The 20097-nt window shown below is 39.9% G+C and carries 16 protein-coding genes; 11 read left to right on the top strand and 5 right to left on the bottom strand.

All coding sequences use genetic code 11. The features are described from left to right. The first annotated feature begins 306 nt into the window (after positions 1-306). The 7 genes from VB118_09700 (at position 307) to VB118_09670 (ending at position 6786) form a co-directional block, all read left to right on the top strand. A complete protein-coding gene (locus VB118_09700; protein ID MEA4832871.1) occupies positions 307-747 on the top strand; it encodes an OsmC family protein in 441 nt (146 codons plus the stop codon). A 553-nt stretch (positions 748-1300) separates the two neighbouring features. Next, a complete protein-coding gene (hrcA, locus tag VB118_09695) occupies positions 1301-2371 on the top strand; it encodes a heat-inducible transcriptional repressor HrcA (GenBank protein MEA4832870.1) in 1071 nt (356 codons plus the stop codon). Then, on the top strand, positions 2346-3002 hold the full coding sequence (locus VB118_09690) for a nucleotide exchange factor GrpE (protein MEA4832869.1): 657 nt from the start codon (positions 2346-2348) through the stop codon (positions 3000-3002). Before hrcA ends, VB118_09690 begins: the two co-directional genes overlap by 26 nt. Positions 3003-3064: 62 nt before the next feature. Beyond that, on the top strand, positions 3065-4891 hold the full coding sequence (gene dnaK / locus VB118_09685; GenBank protein ID MEA4832868.1) for a molecular chaperone DnaK: 1827 nt from the start codon (positions 3065-3067) through the stop codon (positions 4889-4891). A 73-nt stretch (positions 4892-4964) separates the two neighbouring features. Then, positions 4965-6122 (top strand): molecular chaperone DnaJ, encoded by a 1158-nt coding sequence (dnaJ, locus tag VB118_09680; GenBank protein ID MEA4832867.1) that lies wholly within the window; start codon positions 4965-4967, stop codon positions 6120-6122. A gap of 1 nt (position 6123) precedes the next feature. Next, positions 6124-6516, top strand: coding sequence for a hypothetical protein (locus VB118_09675; GenBank protein MEA4832866.1), 393 nt, complete (start codon positions 6124-6126; stop codon positions 6514-6516). After that, entirely contained in the window at positions 6517-6786 is a 270-nt protein-coding gene (locus VB118_09670; protein ID MEA4832865.1) for a hypothetical protein, read from the top strand. It begins immediately after the preceding gene. A 489-nt stretch (positions 6787-7275) separates the two neighbouring features. On the opposite strand, the gene gap is transcribed toward VB118_09670, so the two are convergent. After that, on the bottom strand, positions 7276-8289 hold the full coding sequence (gene gap / locus VB118_09665; protein ID MEA4832864.1) for a type I glyceraldehyde-3-phosphate dehydrogenase: 1014 nt from the start codon (positions 8287-8289) through the stop codon (positions 7276-7278). Positions 8290-8489: 200 nt separating this feature from the next. Here gap and VB118_09660 point away from each other — a divergent pair, with 200 nt between their 5' ends. The 4 genes from VB118_09660 to VB118_09645 are packed head-to-tail and all read left to right on the top strand — an operon-like array spanning position 8490 to position 15178. Beyond that, positions 8490-10766: a hydratase gene (locus VB118_09660; GenBank protein ID MEA4832863.1), complete on the top strand. Its 2277-nt coding sequence runs from the start codon at positions 8490-8492 to the stop codon at positions 10764-10766. Between the two features lie 30 nt (positions 10767-10796). Beyond that, complete coding sequence (locus VB118_09655; GenBank protein ID MEA4832862.1) at positions 10797-11993, top strand: NADP-dependent isocitrate dehydrogenase; 1197 nt, start codon at positions 10797-10799, stop codon at positions 11991-11993. 30 nt (positions 11994-12023) lie between these two features. Further along, complete coding sequence (locus tag VB118_09650; protein MEA4832861.1) at positions 12024-13997, top strand: SDR family oxidoreductase; 1974 nt, start codon at positions 12024-12026, stop codon at positions 13995-13997. Further along, a complete protein-coding gene (locus tag VB118_09645; protein ID MEA4832860.1) occupies positions 13994-15178 on the top strand; it encodes a PHP domain-containing protein in 1185 nt (394 codons plus the stop codon). The genes VB118_09650 and VB118_09645 overlap by 4 nt, the downstream gene beginning before the upstream one ends. A gap of 167 nt (positions 15179-15345) precedes the next feature. Here the strand turns inward: VB118_09645 and VB118_09640 are convergent, their stop codons facing one another. From VB118_09640 to VB118_09625, 4 genes are all read right to left on the bottom strand, one after another. Then, positions 15346-16347 carry a DUF4340 domain-containing protein gene (locus VB118_09640; protein ID MEA4832859.1) on the bottom strand — a complete coding sequence of 334 codons (1002 nt, stop codon included), beginning with the start codon at positions 16345-16347 and terminating at the stop codon, positions 15346-15348. A 234-nt stretch (positions 16348-16581) separates the two neighbouring features. After that, positions 16582-18021, bottom strand: coding sequence for a Gldg family protein (locus tag VB118_09635; GenBank protein ID MEA4832858.1), 1440 nt, complete (start codon positions 18019-18021; stop codon positions 16582-16584). A 20-nt stretch (positions 18022-18041) separates the two neighbouring features. Then, positions 18042-18905, bottom strand: a complete 864-nt coding sequence (locus VB118_09630) for an ABC transporter permease (GenBank protein ID MEA4832857.1) — start codon at positions 18903-18905, stop codon at positions 18042-18044. Continuing rightward, positions 18902-20020, bottom strand: coding sequence for an ABC transporter ATP-binding protein (locus tag VB118_09625; protein ID MEA4832856.1), 1119 nt, complete (start codon positions 20018-20020; stop codon positions 18902-18904). Before VB118_09625 ends, VB118_09630 begins: the two co-directional genes overlap by 4 nt. Positions 20021-20097: the final 77 nt, after the last annotated feature.

Below are 20097 nucleotides of genomic sequence, written 5' to 3'. Positions count from 1 at the left end.
GCTGTATTTATACATCTCGTCGCCCCCAAGTGCAAGCTTTTTAACATGTTTCGGCCATTTTCCTTGCACTTATTATACCATAATTCTTGCGATTTGTCTTGCCTTGCTGTATATTTTCTTTTGTTCAGCGGGCATTAAATATTCAGAAAACCTTGAGTATTGATATAATTGATATAGAACCATTTTATTTATATTATATAATATATTTTGGCCGCATAATTTCAAATACCGGATTATCAAATAATTTCGGAATATTAGGACATAATAACAAACCGGAATATAAAATAATAAAAGGAGAACGCTGTTATGTTGACTACTTTTAAAGCGACCGCAAGAAAATTACCTGATGGCCTCCAGGTAGAAACAAATTCGAGAGGCTTCAAAATTCTGATAGACGAGCCAAAAGAGCTTGGCGGCACCGATACCGGCATGAATCCGGTTGAAGGGCTTCTATGCGCGCTTGGCGCATGTCAGACAATTGTGGCAAGTGCATTCGCTGCAAAACATAAAATAAAATTCAAAGAATTTTATGTAGAGCTTGAAGGAGATCTGGATCCGGATGGTTTCTTGGGTCGCGCAGATGTAAGAAAAGGTTTTCAGGAAATTCGTTATACTATGCACTTTGTTACTGATCAACCAAAAGAAAAAATTGAAGAGTATGTTAAGTTTATTGAGGGTTCATGCCCGGTCGGAGACTGCTTGATAAACGGAGTAAAGTTGGTTTTGGCGGGAATAAAACTCGATTAAGGCTTTCAAATGAGAGAAAAAACATTTTAGATTCTTTTATCTCATATAAAGTATTATATAATTACTGTATCAGAGGCTGCGGCAAGATTTTCGTCTTACTGCAGCCTTCTTGATAAACTCTCATAGAGTTGAACATGCCTTGTAATTTTTACAGTAAACAGGCATCATTCAAGAAGTGACAATATCGGACTATCCATTTTATTAAAGCGGCGATTATTATTGACTCAGCATTTTTATTAAATGCCGTTTTAAAAACACTGTAATTTAATTATTTACCGCTTTAATAGAAAAATTTTTGCATGACTTTCTCTTTATGTAAAACATAATTGATAAGTTTTATATTATTGATTTTGGCAGTCAAGAAACAAGAAAGACAAAAAGCATCAATGAAATCAAAAATCTGACATAAATTCATAAATTCTTTACAATAAAAAATGTACTTACATATTGACATATAACCCAAATAGTGATAAATTTATAACATCGATTAGCACTCTCACGCTTAAAGTGCTAAAAGATATTCAAAAGCAATATTCTGAAAGGATTGATTTATGTGGAGCTCAGCGAAAGAAAAAAGCAAATTCTCAAATCGCTAATCGACGCATATATTTCTACCGGCGAGCCGGTAGGAAGCAAGCTTCTTTCCGGTCAGATTGCATTATCGAGTGCTACGATCAGAAACGAGCTCAACGAACTTGAACAGCTCGGTTTGCTCGAACAGCTGCATACATCATCGGGACGAATTCCTTCAAATGAGGGTTATCGCGTTTATGTCGAAAATTTGATGAGCCGTTATCGGCTTACTATTGAAGAAATTAAGATAATAAATTCTCTGATGACGAATAAGCTCAGAGAATTCCGTGATATTATGTCCGAGACAACTCGTCTGTTGTCACATCTCACACGGTATACAGCAATTTCATTGACAGCTAAATCAAAAAAAATTACTATTTCTAAATTTGAAGGCATATTCATAGATCAGAATAGTTTTATATTGATTATGATGATTTCAGAGAATTCGGCTAAAACAAGATTAATCAACACCGAGACGTTTATGGATTCTGGTTCTCTTATACTGATCATCACCGCGCTTAACGATAACCTTACGGATATAGAAGCATCGCAGATCACACTTGACAAGATAATGCGTCTCGAAAAAGTGATGGGACAATACAAAGAGCTTTTAAGTCCGATTCTCAGAGTTATTTATGAAGTGATGGAGGATAACGGAAAATATCAGATTAATATCGACGGAGTCTCAAATCTTTTGGATTATCCTGAGTTTTCGGATATAGCAAAAGCTCGTGAATTGATGTGCATGCTGGAAGAACGCGATACATTGATAAAGCGGCTGATGAATTCACACGGTGATTCATTGAAGATATATATCGGCAGCGAAGATGACGGGCTTGATTCATCAAGCTTTGTTGTAAAAACATTTACAACTGAAAATTCAATAATCGGCGCTGTCGGTATAATAGGTCCCAAACGGATGGATTATTCCGGCGTTATTGCCAGATTGGAATATATTGCTGAGCATTTCAGCAAACCGGGAAGCGAAAACGATCCGGTATCCGATGAAATAAACCGAAAGGATAATGAAAGAAAAAATGACGGAAAATAAAGAAAGTCGAAAGAAAGCGAAAGATTCAGCTGAACCGGAAAGCAATATTTCGGAAAGTGTTCCTCCGGCTCAAGAAGATAATAATGTTAAGTCAACCGAAGGATCATCTGCAAAAAATGAAAAAGCCGAAGTATCTGAAGCCGAAGATAGTGTCCGCGCTGAAGAACTTTTGAAAATAAAAATTGAAGCTTTGCAGAAAGAACTCGCAACTAAACAGGACGAAATTGACGGATTAAATGACAGGTATCTGCGAATGGCAGCAGAATACGATAATTTTAAAAAACGCACTCAAAAAGAAAAAGAGGAGCTTTCAATACTTTCGAAAAACGAATTATTAAAACAGCTTTTGCCTGTATTCGATAATATCGAAAGAGCTTCTGATATAAAAAATTCAGACATGCTGTCAGAAGGACTGGCTTTGATATTAAAATCCTTCAAGCAGGTGCTTGATAAAAACGGCATAAAAGAGATTGATATTCTCGGAAAGGAATTTGATCCTATTTTATGCGAGGCTCTCGCTCACGTTGATGACGATGATAAGCCCGAAAACACAGTCTGCGAAATACTACAAAAAGGTTATGTATACGGCGATAAAGTGATTCGTCACGCTCTCGTGAAAGTAGTAAACTAAAAGCATTGTTTTCATTAAATTCATAATAGACATTAATTCATTTTAATTTGGAGGATAAAAAAATGGCAAAGATTATAGGAATTGACCTTGGAACGACAAACTCCTGCGTCGCCGTATTTGAAGGCGGTGAACCCGTTGTCATACCTAATGCAGAAGGAGCGCGTACGACTCCGTCAGTAGTCGCTTTTTCTAAAACAGGCGAAAGAATGGTAGGTCAAATAGCAAAAAGACAAGCGATCATTAATCCCGACAGAACCATAAGCTCAATTAAAAGAGATATGGGATCAAATCGTAAGGTTAGTATAGATGCTAAGAATTATACCCCTCAGGAAATTTCCGCGATGATTCTTCAAAAGCTTAAAACAGATGCGGAAAATTATCTCGGCTCGCCTGTTTCACAGGCTGTCATCACAGTTCCTGCTTACTTTTCGGACGCACAGAGACAGGCGACCAAAGACGCAGGAAAAATTGCCGGGCTGGAAGTGCTCAGAATAATTAACGAACCTACCGCCGCGGCTCTTGCATACGGAATTGATAAAGAAGCCGAACAGAAAATCATGATTTTTGACCTTGGCGGCGGTACCTTTGATGTATCCATTCTAGAAATCTCTGACGGCGTTTTCGAAGTTCTCGCTACAGCGGGGAACAACAGGCTCGGCGGTGACGATTTTGATGAACGAATCATAAACTGGATGGCGGATAAATTCTTTAAAGACAACCAGATAGATCTCAGAAAAGATAAAACTGCTCACCAGAGGCTCAAGGAAGCGGCAGAAAAAGCTAAAATCGAGCTTTCCAGCATGCAGTCAACTGATATAACTCTTCCGTTTATTTATTCAGACGCTAACGGACCGAAGAATTTTGACACAACTCTTTCAAGAGCGAAATTCAACGAGCTTACAGCCGATTTGGTTGAAAAGACGATGGGACCGACAAAACAGGCGCTTTCCGATGCAGGGCTCACACCGGCTCAGATCAACAAGGTTCTTCTTGTCGGCGGTTCCTCAAGAACCCCGGCGGTACAGGATGCAGTCAAAAACTTCATAGGCAAAGATCCATTCAAGGGCATTAATCCCGATGAATGCGTAGCAGTCGGCGCAGCTATACAGGCGGCAGTTCTCGGCGGAGATGTAAAAGACGTCCTGCTTCTCGATGTCACTCCGCTGTCTCTTGGTATTGAAACTCTTGGAGGCGTGTTCAACAAGCTTATTGAAAGAAATACAACAATTCCTGTCAAGAAGAGCCAGGTTTATTCAACCGCTGCTAATAATCAAACCTCGGTTGAGATCCATGTTCTCCAAGGCGAGCGTGAAATGGCGCGTGACAACAAAACGCTTGGCAGATTTACTCTCGACGGGATTCCTCCGGCAATGCGCGGTGTTCCTCAGATAGAAGTTACATTCGATATTGATGCAAACGGCATAGTCAATGTTTCGGCAAAAGATAAAGGCACAGGCAAACAACAAAATATCACTATATCATCGTCTACGAATATGTCCAAAGATGATATTGAACGCGCTGTTAAAGAAGCGGAAATACATGAAGCTGAAGACAAAAAGCTTAAGGAAAACGTAGAAATACGAAACAGCGCGGAAAATACGATTTTCCAATCAGAAAAGGTTATGAACGACGCCGGCGACAAAATCACGGCTGATGACAAAGCTCCTGTTACTGCTGCAATAGAAAAGCTCAAGGAAACCTTGAAGACTGAAGATTATGCCGCAATAAAGAACGACACAAACGATCTTACTCAGACTCTTTACAAGATATCCGAAAAGCTTTACGGCAATCCTAATCAGCAACAGGGACCGAATGATCAATCAAATTCCAATAACGGCGGAGAAGGGTATTACAACGCGGACTTTACCGATAATTCTGATAAAAAATAATTATTGAAAAACCGGCTTTCCGGGAAGCGACCGGAAAGCCGGTAATTCGGAGATAGACAGGTAATTACTTAATATGGCAGAGCAAAAGCGCGATTATTACGAAGTGCTCGAACTTCAGAAGGGTGCGAGCGACGAGGATATTAAAAAGAACTACCGCCGACTCGCAAAAAAATATCATCCGGATATGAACCCGGATGATAAAGAAGCGGAAGCAAAATTCAAGGAAATAAACGAAGCATATTCTATTTTATCGAATCCGGATACTAAGTCAAAATATGATGCTTACGGGCATTCAGGCGTCGATCCGAATTTCGGATCCGGCGAAGGCTTTGGCGGTTTCAACGGTTTCGGAGGCTTCGGAGATATAAACTTTGACATGTCCGATATTTTCGGAACACTGTTCGGCAACGGACAAACGAGAAAAAACGGTCCTGTCAGAGGCGATGATATCGGAGTAAAAATATATATTTCCTTTGAAGAAGCCGCGTTTGGATGTAAAAAAGAAATTGTTTTCAATAAAATAGAAGCTTGTTCGGAATGTAAAGGAACCGGGGCCGCTCCCGGGACTTCTCCGGAAACCTGTACAAAGTGCGGCGGTACCGGACAGGTTAATGTACAGCAGCGTACACCTTTGGGAATAATGCAGACATCCCGAACCTGTGATGCATGCAGAGGCACAGGAAAAATAATTAAAACACCATGTTCGAAATGCTCGGGCGGCGGATATGAAAGAAAGCAGAAAAAGCTTGAAATATCAATACCGGCTGGGATTGATGACGGACAGAAGGTTGTCATAAGAGGTCAGGGAAATTCAGGTAAACGAGGCGGCGTTTCCGGTGACCTGCTTGTGGAGGTTGGAATACGTCCTCATCCCGTATTTGAACGCGACGGATATAATATATATTGTGAAGTACCTATAACCTTCGCCGAAGCCGCTTTGGGCGCGCAGATAAACGTGCCTACACTTGAAGGCAGTTTAAAATACACTGTTCCCGAAGGCACTCAGACAGGTACTATGTTTACACTCAAGAATAAAGGCATTCAATATGTGAATTCGCGAAACCGCGGTGACCTGATGTTCAGAACGGTTATAGAAGTACCTAAGAATCTTTCTGATAAACAAAAACAGATGCTAAGGGATTTTGACATGAGTTGCGGAAACTTTAATAATTCACAAAAGGCAAGCTTTTCGGAGAAGCTTAAGTCGATATTCGGCAAAGACAATAAATAAAATGAATAAGCTGAAACAATTTTTTTCCGGCAGATACGGAACAGATCAGTTATCTATAATAAATATTATACTTTATTGTATATTGTTTGTTCTTTACACCGCGACAGGCAGATGGCAATGGGCGGTTTTGTCCTTTATGCTTGCCATTATTTATGTTTTCAGAATATTTTCAAAGAATATTTCGGCTCGTTATCGCGAGAACCAGGTGTTTTTAAGACTGTTTGCTCCGGTCATAAAATGGTTTAAATTGTCGAAAGCAAAAATACGCGACAGGAAAGCGTATGTGTTTTTCAAATGTTCAGCTTGCAAAAATGTATTGAGAATTCCTAAAGGTAAAGGAAAGGTGACTGTGACATGTCCGGTATGCGGAAAAACACAGGAAAAATTTACATAAATGCCGGAAATTCTTGAAACAATAATGATGATATGCTTTGGCGTATCATGGCCGGTTTCGGTTTATAAATCATACAAAGCCCGTTCTGCAAAAGGGAAAAGCATAGCTTTTCTCATGCTGATTGAATTCGGTTATTCAATTGGATTGATCGGTAAAATAATCTACAATCCGGGTTATGTAATAGCCGTATACATTTGTAATATGGTTTTCGTAATGGCTGATATTGTATTATATTACAGAAACAGGAAGCTGGACAAAGTTCGAGACTGATATATTATTAAACGGCATTTAAATAATGTCTACTAAATAATGCCGTTTTCGAACGGCATAGGTTTTGGCAGTTGAAAAACCAGCCAAAATCTTCCAAAATCATTGATTTTGGAGTTCAGCATTCATTGATTGCCGCCTGTTTTCTAAATTAATCGGGAGTCGACTAATTTAGAGGTGCAAGGTTTTTGAGCTGTAAAGCTTAAAAACCTTGCACCTGAACAATCATTGTTAGCATCATTTCTTTACTGTTGTATGTGTTTTATGATTGTTCAGCAGACATTAAATAAGCCTTGTTTTATAAGAGAGAAAAGCCCATATATCAGAGGCTTTTCTCTCTTTGAGTAGTAATTATTAAAATGCCGAGTTAATAAGAAAAGATGCGCTGTAAGGGAAAATTCTCCGGCAGCGCATTTAACATTATTAAGAATGAGTTTTATAAAAGCGTTGCCGAATCCTATAAACGGCAACGCTTTAAAGCTGTTATAAAAATTATTTGAGCTCCGAGAAATATTTGATCGTTCTGACCATCTGGCTTGTATATGAATTTTCATTGTCATACCAAGAGACAACCTGAACCTGATAAAGATCGTCGGAAATTTTAGTGACCATTGTTTGTGTCGAGTCAAAGAGAGAACCATAGGTAATGCCGATTACATCGGAAGAAACTATTTCTTCTTCGTTGTAACCAAAGGAAGCGCTCGAAGCTGCTTTCATTGCGGCATTGATGCCTTCGGCGGTTACATTGGCGCCTTTTACGACTGCAACGAGAATTGTTGTGCTTCCCGTGGCGACCGGAACACGCTGTGCGGAGCCGATGAGTTTCTTATTGAGCTCGGGAATGACAAGACCGATGGCTTTTGCTGCACCGGTGGAGTTAGGAACGATGTTTAATGCGGCGGCGCGGGAGCGGCGGAGATCGCCTTTTCTCTGCGGACCGTCAAGAATCATCTGGTCACCGGTATAAGCGTGAATGGTTGACATTATTCCACTTTGGATAGGAGCGTATTTATTAAGCGTATAAGCCATAGGAGCGAGGCAGTTGGTGGTGCATGAAGCGGCAGATATCACCTTGTCTTCAGGCTTAAGCGTCTTTTCGTTTACAGAATAGACGATAGTCGGGAGATCGTTGCCTGCGGGAGCGGAGATAACAACCTTCTTTGCGCCTGCAGTGATATGAGCCATTGCTTTATCCTTGGATGTGTAAAAACCTGTGCATTCAAGAACGACATCAACATCATGTTTTCCCCACGGAATATCCGCGGCGTCTTTGATCGCATAGATCATGATTTCTTTTCCGTCAACTGTGATGGAATTTTCGCCCGCGGTTACGGTGTGTCCTTCATATCTTCCTTGGGTGGAATCGTATTTGAGAAGATGAGCAAGCATTGTAGGGCTTGTGAGATCGTTGATAGCAACTACATCATAACCCTCGGCTTTAAACATTTGTCTGAACGCAAGACGTCCGATACGTCCGAAGCCATTGATGGCGACTTTAACTGACATATTAAAATCCTCCGAATTAAATAGATTTCAAACAGGTATATTTTATTACAATTTGATACCAAATACAAGCCTTTTTGTGATAATTTTCATAATGTTCATATATTTTCATATTCATTGTAAGCTTGATTTTAAAGAACCTATTGTATTTTCTCCTGATTATGATATAATTATTATTGATTTTTTTGTCGGAGGACGCTTAATTGATTAATATTTACAATAACGGAGCTTATTTGATCGACGGTGTTATACGCACCGAGGATAGAGCAAAGCTCGAAAAAGAACTTTCCGGAAAGAATATTACACTTGATATGGAATCAGCCAGGAAGCGAACTATTACAAGTTCTATATTAAAATCTCACGATATAAGCAAAATAAACGGAAAATGCAGAATCAAATTTGACGGAATGGCTTCTCACGATATCACTTACGTAGGAATCATTCAAACTGCAAGAACCGGCGGTTTAAACAAATTTCCTATGCCATACGCTTTGACTAACTGCCATAATTCTCTTTGCGCTGTCGGAGGCACAATAAACGAAGACGATCATGCTTTCGGCCTTTCCGCCGCAAAAAAATACGGGGGAATATATGTCCCGGCTAATCAGGCTGTGATACATCAGTTTGTACGTGAAAGAATGACCGGATGCGGAAAAATGCTTTTGGGTTCAGACAGCCATACGAGATACGGCGCTTTAGGTACCATGGGTATCGGTGAAGGCGGACCGGAGCTTGTAAAACAGCTTTTAAACAATACATATGATATAGATCAGCCACAGGCAGTTCTTGTATATCTGACAAACAAACCGCGTCACGGTGTTGGGCCGCATGATGTAGCGCTTGCTCTTTGCGCGGCGGTATTTAAAAGCAAAACCGTTAACAATAAAATTCTCGAATTTGCCGGACCGGGCGTTGGAGAACTTTCAGTTGATTTCAGAAACGGTATTGACGTAATGACGACCGAAACGACCTGTCTTTCATCAGTTTGGATAACAGATGAAAAGGTGAAGCATTTTTATGAAAATCACGGAAGAAAGCTGGATTATAAAAAGCTTGAACCGGAAAACGGAGCATATTACGATACCGCCATAGAAATTGATCTTTCAAAAATCGAATCAATGATTGCTTTGCCGTTCCATCCGAGCAATGCGATTCCGATTAAAGAACTGCTCCGCTCTCCTAAGGAATATCTTTCTTCCGTTGAAGAGGACGCGCGTAAACAGTTCGGTGAAAAAGCTTATCTTAAGCTTGCTTCAACTGTTAAAAACGGAAACATATCAGTTGAGCAGGGGATTATTGCCGGATGCGCGGGGGGCACGTTTGAAAATATATGCGCCGCCGCTTCTATATTGGAAAATGGCTCGACAGGCAACGATTATTTCAGTCTGTCTGTTTATCCGTCCAGTATGCCTGTATATCTCGGGTTGACAAGAAAAGGTATAACAGAAAAGCTGATGGAAAGCGGCGCGGTATTAAAGCCCGCATTCTGCGGCCCATGCTTCGGAGCGGGAGATGTTCCGTCAAACGGGACTATGAGCATACGTCATACAACCAGGAATTTTCCGAACAGAGAAGGCTCAAACCCCGACGGAGGGCAAAGCGCTTCCGTGGCGTTGATGGATGCCCGCAGTATAGCTGCGACAGCCGCAAACAAAGGCATACTCACACCTGCGACAGAATGTGATTATGATGATTCTGTTCCCGAATATATTTACGACGGTTCAGTATATGAAAAAAGAATTTACAACGGCTTCGGAAAGCCGGATCCCGAAGTTGAATTGAGATATGGCCCCAACATAACCGACTGGCCGAAAATTTCTCCTTTGACGGAAGATATTATGCTTAAGGTTGCCGCCGTTATTCTCGACGAAGTGACAACCACCGATGAGCTTATACCATCCGGAGAGATATCTTCTTACAGATCGAATCCGCAGAAGCTTTCAGAATTTGCGCTTTTCAGAAGAGTGCCGGAATATGTAGGCAGAGCAAAACTGATAAGATCCACAGATGAACAGAGAAGAGAAGGCGTCATTTCCGAAGAACTCGCAAATGTGTATAATAAGCTTGGAATAAGCGCTGAAAAAGCGCAGAAAACAGCATTAGGAAGCGTTATTTACGCCAATAAACCAGGAGATGGCTCCGCCCGCGAGCAGGCGGCTTCATGCCAGCGCGTTCTCGGCGGCTCTGCGAATATTGCGAGAGATTACGCGACAAAAAGATACAGAAGCAATCTGATAAACTGGGGTATAATACCTTTTATACTGCCCGCAGATCAGGAAGTTAATTTCAAGTCGGGAGATTTTATATATATTCCTGATGTAAAGAAAAATATTGCCGAAGGAAAACAGAATTTTGTTGCAAAGGTGGTTTCCGGCAATGATATTTACGAAATAAAGCTGAAATGCTCCGAACTCACGGATGACGAAAAGAGCATTATTCTTTCAGGCTGTCTTATTAACGAATATGCTAAGAAACTCTAAAAGCTGTTTATAATAAATGTGGGGTACAACATGGATAAAATTATAATGAAAACGCCGCTTGTCGAAATGGACGGCGACGAAATGACACGAATCATATGGCAGCAAATTAAAGAAAAGCTCATATGTCCATTCGTAGAGCTCAACACGGTTTATTTTGATTTGGGATTAAAAAAACGCGACGAAACATCAGATAAAATAACCGTTGATGCGGCGGAAGCTATAAAAAAATATGGCGTGGGAGTTAAATGCGCAACAATCACGCCAAACGCGGCGCGTGTAGTTGAATATAACCTTAAGGAAATGTGGAAAAGCCCGAACGGGACAATAAGAGCAATCCTCGACGGTACCGTATTTCGCGCGCCCATTCTTATAGACAGCATTAAACCAGTTGTACGCACATGGAAAAAGCCGATTACCATAGCGCGTCATGCATACGGTGACGTTTATAAATGTGCGGAGATAAGAGTTATAAAGCCTGGAAAAGCAGAGCTTGTATTTACGTCCGATGACGGCGAAACAATTAAAAAGCCGATATTCGATTTCAAATGCGGAGGAGTTTTACAGGGACAGTATAATAAAGACGATTCTATTTGCTCTTTTGCGTATTCATGCTTTAAATATGCCCTCTCAACCAAACAGGATCTATGGTTTTCAACAAAAGATACCATTTCCAAAATTTACGATCACACCTTCAAGGATATATTTCAGGAAATATTTGAACGAGATTATAAAACAGAATTTGAAAAGGCCGGTATTACTTATTTCTATACACTTATAGATGATGCTGTAGCGAGAGTGATTCGTTCTGAAGGCGGTTTTATATGGGCATGTAAAAATTATGATGGTGATGTTATGAGCGACATGGTTTCAACCGCATTCGGTTCGCTTGCTATGATGACAAGCGTGTTGGTTAGCCCCGATGGAAATTATGAATATGAAGCGGCTCACGGAACAGTGACTCGCCATTATTATAAGTATCTTAAAGGTGAAAAGTGTTCGACAAATCCTATTGCGACTATATATGCCTGGACCGGCGCGCTCAGAAAACGCGGTGAAAAAGACAACACACCGGAGCTTTGCGCTTTTGCCGACAAACTTGAGTCGGCATGTATCAAGACGCTCAACGACGGAGTAATGACAAAGGATCTGATTTCACTCTGCGATAATCCGGATGCCAAAGCAGTCAATACCGACGAATTTCTTGACGAAATAGCAAAACGGATATAACCATTTTATGTTAAAGGAGAGCGAACGGAAATGGGCTTAAATGAGCTTGTAGGAATGTCAAATAAATACGGCAGCAACACGGATTATGTTATTGCGGGCGGCGGAAACACATCATACAAGGATGATTCTGTAATATATGTAAAATCAAGCGGAAACACGCTTTCAGATATCACACAGGATGGTTTTGTAGCTCTTGACCGGATGAAGCTGTCGATAATATATGATAAAGAATATTCGAAGTCAGATGATGAAAGAGAAGCGTCTGCGCTTGAGGATCTTATGGCTTCGCGTCTTGTCAAGGATGCGATTGCAGGAAAAAGGCCGAGCGTGGAAACGCTTTTACATAATTTGTTTCCTTTTTCGTATGTACTTCATATTCATCCTTCTCTTGTGAACGGACTTACTTGTTCTTTTGACGGCGCATCAATCTGTGATGAGTTATTCGGAGAAAGCGCAGTCTGGATAGATGAAACAAAGCCCGGATATAAGCTTGCCAAAGAATGCGAATCCGCGCTTTTCGATCATAAGCGTTTCTGCGGAATAGACGCACAGATACTTTTCATTCAGAATCACGGTGTGTTCTTCGCAGCCGATACATGTGATGAAATAGATAAGCTTGTGGAAAGCGTATTTTTAAAACTGAAGGAAACTGTTTCAAACGAGCCTGATATTATAGAATCCGCGGAGACTGATTACGATTCCGTATTTACGCTTTTGCCTGTCGTCAGGATGCTTTATAATCCGCAATTGCCTTCAACCGTGCTTTTTTACAGCTCTCCTGCAGCTCAGGAGTTTTTAAAAGATGCCTCTTCATTCGCGCCGCTTATGCGTCCGTTTACGCCTGATCATATAGTTTACTGCCGAGCTTTTCCGCTTTTCATCGAGCGTGGAAGCACAGATGATGAAACGGCATTTTTGTTGAAAAAAGCGTTTGAGGCATATGCAGAAGATTACGGATATAAACCAAAGGTTATTGCTGTCACCGGGCTAGGCTTTTTTATATGTAACAACTCAAAAAAGAACGCTGATATTGTGAAATCGCTTTTAATAGACAGCATAAAAATAGCATATTATGCAGCTTGCTTTTCACATCCTCGAAATATGAGCGATGAACTGTGCGAATTCATTATTGGATGGGAAGCAGAAAGCTACAGAGCCGGCCTTTCTGAAAAAGGAGCACATCGTCTTTCCGGAAAAGTTGCCATCATAACAGGAAGTGCGCAGGGCTTCGGTAAAGGCATCGCGGAACGTCTCGCAGCAGAGGGCGCGTATACCGTGATCGCTGATATCAACTATGAAGGCGCGTCAATATGCTCGCAGCAGATCAATGAAAAATATAAATACGCTTTCGCTCTTCCGGTAAAAGTGAATGTTACCGATGAAAAAAGCGTCGAAAGCATGATAAAAACGACGGTAATGAATTTTGGCGGAATAGATATCTTTATAAATAATGCAGGAATTGTACGAGCCGGAAGTCTTGACGAAATGTCATTTGAAAGCTTTTCGCTTGTGACAGGAATTAATTACTCGGCTTATTTTCTTTGCGCTAAATACGCATCAAAGGTTATGAAGCGTCAATATGAATTCGCTCCGGATTACTATACCGACATAATTGAAATAAATTCAAAATCGGGTCTTACCGGAAGCAATAAGAATTTCGCATATGCAGGAAGCAAATTCGGCGGCATCGGACTTACTCAATCATTCGCACTTGAGCTTGTGCAGTATAATATAAAAGTTAATGCGATATGTCCGGGTAATTTTTTTGAAGGTCCGCTTTGGTCTGATCCTGAAAAAGGACTTTTTATTCAATATCTCAAAGCCGGAAAGGTGCCGGGCGCCAATTCGGTGGAGGATGTTAAGAAGTATTATGAAGAAAAGATACCGATGAAACGCGGATGCAGACCAGAAGACGTTGTTAAAGCAATATTGTATATCATTGACCAGAAATATGAAACAGGACAGGCTTTGCCGGTTACCGGCGGACAGGTAATGCTGAATTGAAATTTGAAGAGTTATATAAGTCGTTGTATTCGCCGGATCAAAACGAACGTATACTAACCGCCGATAAAATGGCCCAAGAATATAAAAACAACGGTTTAAATAGAAGCTCTGATCCGGCATACGTAAATAACCACATTCACACAACATTTTCTTTTTCACCGTACACGCCGTCAGCTGCCGTTTACGAAGCTTTTTCTAGAGGGCTGGTAACTGCCGGCATAATGGATCACGATTCGTTGGGCGGATCGCAGGAATTTATCAAAGCAGCAGAAGCATTTGGCATTGCTTCAACCGTAGGGACTGAAATAAGAGTAAGCTTTTCCGGCACACCTTTTGAAAAAATAAAACTGAATAGCCCTGACCAAAAAGGGATAGCATATGTTGCCGTTCACGGAATCCCGCATCAGAATATTAAGAAACTCCAGTCGATGCTTGCCCCTTACAGAGAAAAAAGGAATATAAGAAACCGCCAAATGATTGACAGGATAAATTCAATTGTTGGCGGCTGTGGACTGAAGCTTGATTTTGAAAATGATGTTATACCGATTTCCGAGTATAATAACGGCGGAACCATAACGGAAAGACATCTTTTATTTGCGCTCTCAAAAAAAATAAGAGCATGTTATTCGTCTCCTGATGAAATAATATGTTTTATCAGAGAAAGAATGAATATCGAAATCCCAGACAAGGTTTTATCTCGGATTAAAGAAAACAATCCCGCTTATATTGAATATGATCTGCTCGGATTATTAAAACAAAGCCTTATTAAACGAATATATATCGATGCCGATGATGAGCTGATGAATGTCAGGGAATACATAGAAATAGCACGCTCTGTCGGCGCATTAAGCGCATACGCATATCTCGGTGACGTGAAAGCTTCTGCCACAGGCGATAAAGCAGATGAAGAATTTGAAGACGGATTTCTTGACGAGCTTTTTTATTATTTAAAAGAGACAGGCTTCGATGCAGTTACTTTTATGCCTTCGCGCAATACGCTTTCACAACTCAACAGAGTAATGTCGCTGTGTGATAAATTAAGCCTGTTTCAAATCAGCGGCGAGGATATTAATTCACCGAGACAAAGCTTTATCTGTGACGCGATATCAAGGCCTGAATTCAGGCATCTCATTGCATCGACATGGAAGCTTATTGAGCATGAAAAGAATAAATCAAAATGATTTTGGAGGGTTTTGGCTGGTTTTTCAACTGCTAAAACCTATGCTGTTCGAAAACGGCATTTTCAATAGACATTAAATATTGCCCATGTGTTAAAAACCCGCACATAAAGAAAAGCCGCGACAAAAGGTTGAAGACTTTTTATCGAGGCTTTTTGCTTTTGAATATATTATTCAAACAGAGCCAGCATTGAATTAACGGTTTCTTTATCGGCAAGATAAGTTATTTTTGAAAAATCGACTGTAAACAATACTTTGTCAGGAAGCTCCGAAGGTGATACACCAAAATGTATGCTGTATTTGGAAAGCTTGTTTTCTACATCTTCCGGAATACTGCCATTATTCTCTCCGTCCGTCAATTCTCCGATAAGATCCTCTACGGATTTATCGCTTGATACATCGCCGTATAAGAATGTAATTGTTTTTCTGTTTTCTTTAGAAAGAGAATAAGTCGACAATTCATTATCTTCGGTATTATAATCGTAATAATTGCCGGTATTTATAGTTGTAAACAGTTTATACATAGCTGCAACCTTATCAGAATCGGTGATTGTAATATCATTCTCGGAGTCGGTCCCGGAAGAAAGCCTGAAAGCAACTGCTTTTTCGCTGTCAAATGTCGGAATGGTGTCGAGAACAGCAAGATCTTTTAAAGTATGGTTAAAATAATCGCTGAGAGCGCTTAACACCATATATACCTTTCCGGAGCCGTCTACCATAAAATAATTACATGCATTGAACAAATTATAATCGCCTATTAAATAAGTATAATTTGTTCCGTCTGAATAAGTTATTTTTATAGTATAATTCGGATGATCAAAACCGTATTGAGATATATCTGACGGGTTTTCCTCAACAAAACGTTCGGCACCGATAGATGCGATAGCCGTAGCCATTGCTGTTACCGCGGTCGTATCAAGAGGAAAGCTCCTGTCTGATGAAAGATACCATTTATCTGTATCTTTTTCAAATGACAAGGTTTCAGTCTGAGAGACGTACTCAATTTTACAAATATTTATATAATCAAAATCCGCGAGCATAATTTTTGAGGAACCGGTATCTGTCTCTCCGGTATCAGCAGGTTGTTCGCTATTTGACAATACGGCATATATAATTGAAAAGGCTCCGACAACGACGACAAGGATGACAAGTGTGATGATTTTCTTTTTCATTAATAAAGCCATGCCTTTCCGCCGAACCGTAAACTTTTGGCGGTTTCGGCTTGCTGGAATTATGGTTTTTTATTAACTCGGCAATTAAATTAAATTTGCTGTATAGGAGAAAAAAGCCCATATATAAGAATTTTTCTTCTCTTTAAGCGGTATTTATTTAAACGCCGAGTTAATAATTGCAAAGTTAATAAACCGCAATTGAAAAATTTGTTTGTAAAATTTAAGACCGTAAAATTATTTTTTACGCCGTCTCAACCATATTGACAAACCTATAACTATCACAGCCAACGGTATCACTAAGGTGAAAACGACACTCCACAAGGTATACTGTCCTTCGGTCAATAAAAGATATTCACTTGAAAGACGTTTTGACAGAATTGAAATCGAAGAAGTCTTTTCGCATAACAAACTTACAGAAGACATAAAAAATTCAAGGTTGCTGTATGCGTTTGTGAGTATAAACGGCGATGAATACCATATAAATTTACTGCCTGTATCCTTATTTGATGTGAGCGCTCCGACATAAAACGGCCCCTCTTCATTGCCTGTTTCCTTTTCGGCGCTTGTCGATTCCTTATCCTTTACGAAAGCGCTGTCTGAGGTAATTATAAGAGGCGAAACAGTGCCAACCCCTGCTGTCTCGGTCTTTTTAATGCCATGAGCAAAAGGCGTGAGAATATATACATTGGAATTTGTCATAAGCGCCGACACATCGCTGTCAGTCAGCTTAGGAAGGAGATAGTTCTGATACTTAGTATAATATCCTGAGGAAGGATCTATTATTACGCCATCGGAAGAACAAAGTCCGTTATACGTACACAGCTTTGTAATGTTTGGCATTCCTTCGGTAGTATAGTAGTTCATATATGTTATAAGAATGACTTTTCCGCCTGATTGCATATATGACAGCAAAAGCGTTGATTCTGTCTCCGTAATATCAGTAGTGGGATTGTTTATCAAAACGCAGTTTGCGTCATCCGGTACCGCAGACAATGATTCAAGTCTGAGCTCTCCGGTTTCTATATTCTCAAATTTTATTAATGATGTAACATCAGCGGTAAGAGCGGTCTCTCCGTGTCCCTGAAGAGTATATATTTTAGGGAGAGAAGGGCTTGTGACATAATCAATGGCGCCGGTAAATACGCTTTCCGCGGCAAAATATGAAGCAGTCGGCATTTCACCGTAAGACTGATAATAGTATTGCTGCATTTCAGTCCATTGGTCGTATGGAATATATTCTGTCACGTAGATATCGTTGTAATCAATAGCAAAGCTGCGTTTATTGTTTACTACGATGACACTGTTTGAATTAAGTGTTTCGGTTGTATAATCAGTTATAAATGTCGGACGAAGAACCGGATCCACCTTTTGAATTTTGATCTTTGAATTAAGAGCGGCATATCTGTCGAGCATTTCTACGATTTTAGTGTCTTCGCTGCCGGTCTCGGCTATCAAATAAAAAGTTATATCATCATTAAGCGATTTTATGATAGATTTTGTCTGTTCGGATAATGAAAAAACTTCTGAAGAAGTTGTATCAAATTTTGTAAAATTTGCCGGAAGCTTTGATATAACCAGATTCAATATAATAGCAAGAGCGATCACAACAAGCGAAACAACAGTGTTGTATGTTCCAATTTTTACTATTTTCGATTTTGATAAATTCTTATTCATGTTTTCGATACCTCCTATAATCAAGACCAGCGTCTTTTATCAAGGGATTGAACTGTAAAGAAAATAAATATCCCGATAATAGACAGATAATATATAACCGCCGAGAGGTCGAATATCCCGAGAACAAAGCTCTGGAGGCGATCAAAAAGAGAAATCGATTTCAGAAAGCCAGCAAATCCACCCTCAAAAAGGCTTTTATTTAATATATATACAGCGATTACAGCGATTTCACAAACAGAAAAAGAAATAACCGCGACAGGATAACTCTTCGTCAGCGTATATGTCACAACGCCCACTATCAGAGCTAATAAGGAAAAGGCAATCAACGAAGCAATTGCGCTTGTCGGTATCAGAGAAGAAAGCGATGACATGAGATATATCAATAAAAAAGTTCCGAAGCTTATTACAGCTGAAATGATTTGGCTCTCTGTAAGGGATGATATAAATAGACCTATCGAAATAAGTGATGAACCAAGAAGCATAAATCCAAAAAGCGTACTGTATGAAGTAAGCAAATCAACTTTACCAAAAAAAGACAATACAACCGGGCAAAGCATCATTACCGCAACAGCGAAAAGGAAGACGGTCGCCATCGATAAAAACTTTGCCATGACAATTTTATGAAGCGGCACCGGCAGTGAATAAATCAGCTGATCGGTTTTATTATGTTTTTCCTCCGCGAGAGCGCGCATTGTAATAATAGGAACCACAAGCAGAAACACAAAGCTTACTGTATAAACGCAATATTCAAAATTCGCATTTCCGCCGCGCAGATTCGTCGCGCTGAAAAATATACCGGTCATAAGAAGAATAAAAGCTATAAATATCCATCCGCTCATATTCTGAAAATACGATTTCAACTCTTTTTTATAAAAGGCGTTCATTTATTTTCTTCATCTCCTTCTTTGGGCATCTCAAACATCTTTTTATATGCTTCTTTGTCGTCGGTGTTTATTGCCGAAGCGGAAGAATCATCTGTATTTTCTTTTTTATCTTCGTCTTCTTCATCAGAATTTTCTGAACTCTGATTATTTTCAATGCAGGTGGCGTTCGAGTATACATCGCTGTGATCTTCTTTAGTGAGTTTCAGGAATATTTCTTCAAGTCCGATTTTCTGAGTATCCATATTAAGTATAATTGAATTTGTATTCCTGAGCTTTAAATAAACCTGTTCTCTTATATCAACTGAGGAGGCGGTTTCAATCGTGTATTCATATACATATTCGCCCTCTTCGGCGAGTTGTGAAACAGCAATATCAAACGATGGATCAATTGAATAAAGAATTGACATGACAGAAGATTTGTCGCCTTTAATTACGATTTTCATTATGTTTGTGACGTCGGTAAGGTTTTCAATTGTATCGCTGGCGACAAGCTTTCCCTTGGAAATTATCATTATATAGTCACAAATAGCGCTGATTTCAGAAAGGATATGGCTTGAAAGAATTACAGTGTGATCTTTGCCCAGAGAACGGATTAAATCACGTATTTCAATTATCTGTATCGGGTCAAGCCCTACCGTCGGTTCGTCAAGAATAATAACTTCCGGTGAATTCAGCATTGCTTGAGCGATGCCGACACGCTGTTTATACCCTTTAGAAAGATTTTTGATAAGTCTGTCCTGAACATCGGTTATCTGCGTTTTCTCCATAGCATCAAGGACATTTGCATAAATCATGTCATGCGGAACACCTTTTGCTTCAGCCACAAAGGACAGATACTCATTCGGTGTCATATCAGGATATAGAGGAGGGAATTCGGGTAGATAGCCGACAGAGCGTTTTGCTTCTACTGGATTTTCATATATGTCGTATCCATTTATACTTACCGTACCGCTCGTTGCGGCAAGGCATCCGGCGATGATATTCATTGTTGTCGATTTTCCTGCGCCGTTCGGACCGAGAAAGCCATATATCTTTCCATGCTCGATCGAAAAGGAAATATCCGACACAGCAGTATTATCGCCATATTTTTTTATCAGATTTTTAACTTCAATCAATGCGATATCCTCCGTTTTTAATATAGAAAAATAATAACTCAAATATGTGTATTTTCGGTGATGTATATGGGTATATA

The organism is Oscillospiraceae bacterium (genome assembly GCA_034925865.1).
In the GTDB taxonomy this organism is placed as follows: domain Bacteria; phylum Bacillota; class Clostridia; order Oscillospirales; family SIG627; genus SIG704.
This window is presented reverse-complemented; position numbering and strand designations above follow the sequence as displayed.

Coding starts and splice junctions, on each gene's coding strand:
- VB118_09700 (MEA4832871.1), top strand. CDS start 307: ATGTTGACTACTTTTAAAGCGACCGCAAGAAAATTACCTGATGGCCTC.
- VB118_09690 (MEA4832869.1), top strand. CDS start 2,346: ATGAAAGAAAAAATGACGGAAAATAAAGAAAGTCGAAAGAAAGCGAAA.
- dnaK (MEA4832868.1), top strand. CDS start 3,065: ATGGCAAAGATTATAGGAATTGACCTTGGAACGACAAACTCCTGCGTC.
- dnaJ (MEA4832867.1), top strand. CDS start 4,965: ATGGCAGAGCAAAAGCGCGATTATTACGAAGTGCTCGAACTTCAGAAG.
- VB118_09675 (MEA4832866.1), top strand. CDS start 6,124: ATGAATAAGCTGAAACAATTTTTTTCCGGCAGATACGGAACAGATCAG.
- VB118_09670 (MEA4832865.1), top strand. CDS start 6,517: ATGCCGGAAATTCTTGAAACAATAATGATGATATGCTTTGGCGTATCA.
- gap (MEA4832864.1), bottom strand. CDS start 8,289: ATGTCAGTTAAAGTCGCCATCAATGGCTTCGGACGTATCGGACGTCTT.
- VB118_09655 (MEA4832862.1), top strand. CDS start 10,797: ATGGATAAAATTATAATGAAAACGCCGCTTGTCGAAATGGACGGCGAC.
- VB118_09650 (MEA4832861.1), top strand. CDS start 12,024: ATGGGCTTAAATGAGCTTGTAGGAATGTCAAATAAATACGGCAGCAAC.
- VB118_09640 (MEA4832859.1), bottom strand. CDS start 16,347: ATGAAAAAGAAAATCATCACACTTGTCATCCTTGTCGTCGTTGTCGGA.
- VB118_09635 (MEA4832858.1), bottom strand. CDS start 18,021: ATGAATAAGAATTTATCAAAATCGAAAATAGTAAAAATTGGAACATAC.
- VB118_09630 (MEA4832857.1), bottom strand. CDS start 18,905: ATGAACGCCTTTTATAAAAAAGAGTTGAAATCGTATTTTCAGAATATG.